The following is a 3,695-nucleotide window of genomic DNA, read 5'->3' on the forward strand; positions in this document are numbered from 1 at the left end:
ACTGCTTTTGCCATATTCTTGCAAATAACCTTCCTATTCTACACTCATTCAATTTGATTTCCTGTGGTCGCTTCAACTTATTGTGATTTAGGAATGGAAAATATATTTTTTGAGGATTTATCCATGATTCATTTTAAAAATGCATTGCAGAGCTTTGTTCTTAGCTCTTGCACTTTGCTAATGGTATTTCAAGCGCATGCAGCGAGTATTGATGCGGCAATTGTTAAGGGTGAGGTGCGCGCAAATTCAGCCAAGGCGCAGCAAGTAAAAATTGATAAGGTCGATAGTCAAACCAAAAGTATTGAGCGTGATTATCGCGCGCTTGTTAAGGAAGTTGAAGGTCTTGAAGTTTATGTTCAGCAGTTAAATAAACAGTTGGCCGCTCAAGAGTCTGAGCTCGCACAAATCGATGAAAGTATCAAACAGGTAACCTTGATAGAACGTCAAATTACACCCTTGATGTTGAAAATGATTGAAGCAATTGATTTGTTTGTTCAGGCTGATGTGCCGTTTCAAAAAGCAGAGCGCATGAAACGTATTCAAAGCCTCAAAAATATGATGGGGCGAAGTGATGTCAGCGTTGCTGAGAAGTACCGTAAAGTGATGGATGCTTATCAAAAAGAGATGGACTACGGTCGCACGATTAAAACCTATCGCGCGACAATGCAGCTAGATGGTGCTGAGCGTGAGGTTGATTTCTTGCGTGTTGGTCGTATAGCTTTGATGTATCAAAGTCTTGATGGCGAAAATATTGGTCTTTGGGATAATGACACGCGTCGATTTGAGACAGCAGATGCTGAGTATAAGTCAAAGCTAACAATGGCGTTACGTATCGCTAGAGAACAGGCTGCACCTGACCTGATTAAAATTCCAGTTTCTGCTCCCCTTTCCGTAAAAGCGATAGCCCCCGTTAATTAATTTAAGTAGATGGTGATTTCAATGAATATGAAAAAGAAAATCTCGGTATGTCTTGCCTCTGCTATATTAAGTGTTTCAGCAATAAGCATGCAGTCTCAAGCTCAGGGCTTAGATTTAGATCAATTACTTAACTTGGTGAAAAAAGGTCAGGCCCAAGATAATAAAGAGCACAATGCTCGTATTAAGCGTTTCTTGGCAGATAAGAAACAACAAGAAAGCTTATTGCTCAAAGAACAAGCTGAGCGTAATCGTTTAGAGCAGTTAAGTGCTGACAAGGAAGCCGAATTTGCAGCCAATGAAACCCAGTTAGCCCAGCAGCAAGAGCGTTTAACCGAGCGTCTCGGATCGTTAAAAGAACTATTCGGCGTATTACAGCAGGTGGCTGGTGATAGCAAAGGTATTTTTGAAGCTTCGATTATTTCCTCTCAAGTGCCTGGCCGTGAGCAGTTTTTGGCCGACTTGATTATCAAAGCTGGCTCTTCTTCGGAGTTGCCTTCTATTGCTGAGTTAGAAAAGCTGTGGTTTGAAATGCAACGAGAGATGACTTACTCAGGCAAAATTGCAAGATATAAAACAGATGTTGTTTTGCCTACAGGTGACACTGTTGCAAAAGATGTTGTACGCGTAGGTAGCTTTAATGCGATTAGCGATGGTCAATATTTAGTTTATGACTTTGAGGCAAAAAAACTTGTTGAGTTAGCCTCTCAACCAGGTGCGCGTTATAACGGTTCGGCTGCAGAGCTAGAGACAGCTACAGCAGGTATAACAGGTTTTTGGATCGACCCTTCACGTGGCCAGTTATTAAAAATTAAAGGCCAGTCTGCAACACTCAGTGAGCGAATTGATCAAGGCGGTGTTGTGGGTTATATCATCCTTGGTTTAGCCCTTGTGGGTATCTTGTTGGCATGTTACCGCATGCTTGTCTTATCCGCTGAAGCGGCCCGTATTCGCAAGCAAATGAACACCGAAGAAGTTCAAGAAGACAATGTCTTAGGGCGTGTTATGTCAGTTTACAATAAGCATAAAGGCACAGACGTTGAAACACTTGAGTTGCATCTAGCAGAAGCAATTTCTGCGGAAATTCCTAAGCTGACCAGAGGTATTAATTGGATAAAAATTATTTCAGTGGTCGCACCGTTATTGGGCCTGCTAGGTACTGTGACCGGTATGATTGACGTATTTGAAACCATGTCATTATTCGGCACAGGTGATCCTAAACTGATGGCTGGTGGTATCTCTCAGGCGCTTATAACCACTGTATTAGGTTTGGTCGCGGCTATTCCCTGTGTATTCTTGCATACTATGGCTAATAACAAGTCGAAAGAATTAATTTTTGTGTTAGATGAACGTGCTACCGGCATTTTAGCGCGCAAAGCTGAGGCGCTTCAAGGTGTGAAATCTATGCCAGAAGCAGCCTAAGCACGAATTTAATTAAAGAAAGCTGAATAGAGAGATAATGGCAATGATTGATGCATTATACGAACCAGTTTACCTATTTTTGGAAAGAGGTGGTGATGTTCTTTATGCGATTGCGGCGGTCATTTTTTTGCTTTGGTTATTCATTCTAGAAAGGACAGCGTATTTAATATTTTCCCATAATAAAATTGTTGATTTAGCTGTTCAAGAATGGGAGACCCGTGAGGAAAGAACCTCCTGGTCGGCACATAGAATTCGTGAAGACCTTATTTCAGGCGTAAAAATGCAGCTCGAAAGCAACATGTCTTTGATTAAAATGTTAGTTGGCTTATGTCCTTTGTTTGGTTTGTTGGGAACTGTCACCGGTATGATTGCTGTGTTTGATGTAATGGCGTTTATTGGTAACGGTAGCCCTAAAGCTATGGCTGCGGGTATTTCAAAAGCCACCATTCCGACCATGGCGGGTATGGTCGGTGCTTTGACTGGTGTTTTGGGTCAATCAGTGTTAGATCGTTATATCAAACGAGAAAAATCACATATAGATGATTTGATGACATTTGATCATTAATTGAGTTAAAAATAGTTGATATGCAGCCATTCACTAATAAGGTAGAAATATGAGACGCAGTTTTTCAAATATTGCCGCGGAAACCGATGAAACAGAAATCGACATTACGCCAATGCTAGATGTCGTTTTTATCATGTTGATCTTTTTTATTGTAACGGCCTCTTTTGTCAAAGAATCTGGCATTGAAGTAAATCGCCCAGAGGCTTCAACTTCCCAATCAAAACCAAGGGCCAGTATCTTGGTGGCGATTAATGATTTAGGTGAAATCTGGATCAATAAACGTAAAGTTGAAGAGGGGCAGGTTCGTGCAAATATTGAGCGTTTGCACGCTGAAAACCCTCAGGGCAGTGTTGTTGTTCAGGCCGATGAAGAAGCTAAAACCAAGGTTCTTGTCGCAGTTATGGATGCCGCTCGTGAAGCAGGTGTTCGAGATGTTTCTCTCGCAACTGATAAAAAATAGGCCTCTATGATGACAGTGCCTCAGTCCTCAGAAAATATAAATGGAGAGAGTTTGCTACAAGTTTTACCCAGACTGCTTGCAGCCTTTGTATTAGCTTTGCTGGTTACTTTTGCTGTTTTTTGGATGATGCAGGGTTTGATCAGCACCGGTCAATCGGTATTAGAGCAAACTGAATACGCTAAGCTGGTAGACTTTGTCGATCTATCACAAGACGATGATTTACAGACCAAAGAGCGTAAACCCAAAAAACCGCCTGCGCCTCCCAAGGAACCACCAAAGCCTGAGATGCCTAAACCAAGCACAGATGCGAATCAGGTCAATGTATTTGATATC

Annotated in this window: 5 protein-coding genes; all 5 read left to right on the plus strand. The window is 41.7% G+C overall.

All coding sequences use genetic code 11. The annotated features are described in order from the left end of the window. Positions 1–123 precede the first annotated feature (123 nt). Positions 124–918 (plus strand): DUF3450 domain-containing protein, encoded by a 795-nt coding sequence (locus HRU21_11965; protein NRA43005.1) that lies wholly within the window; start codon positions 124–126, stop codon positions 916–918. Between the two features lie 27 nt (positions 919–945). Further along, positions 946–2,337, plus strand: coding sequence for a MotA/TolQ/ExbB proton channel family protein (locus HRU21_11970; GenBank protein ID NRA43006.1), 1,392 nt, complete (start codon positions 946–948; stop codon positions 2,335–2,337). 43 nt (positions 2,338–2,380) lie between these two features. After that, a complete protein-coding gene (locus HRU21_11975; protein ID NRA43007.1) occupies positions 2,381–2,902 on the plus strand; it encodes a MotA/TolQ/ExbB proton channel family protein in 522 nt (173 codons plus the stop codon). Between the two features lie 49 nt (positions 2,903–2,951). Further along, positions 2,952–3,362, plus strand: coding sequence for a biopolymer transporter ExbD (locus tag HRU21_11980; GenBank protein ID NRA43008.1), 411 nt, complete (start codon positions 2,952–2,954; stop codon positions 3,360–3,362). A gap of 51 nt (positions 3,363–3,413) precedes the next feature. Next, a partial coding sequence (locus tag HRU21_11985) for a protein TonB (protein ID NRA43009.1) occupies positions 3,414–3,695 on the plus strand: 282 nt, incomplete at its 3' end.

Source organism: Pseudomonadales bacterium (assembly GCA_013215025.1).
Taxonomy (GTDB): domain Bacteria; phylum Pseudomonadota; class Gammaproteobacteria; order Pseudomonadales; family DT-91; genus DT-91.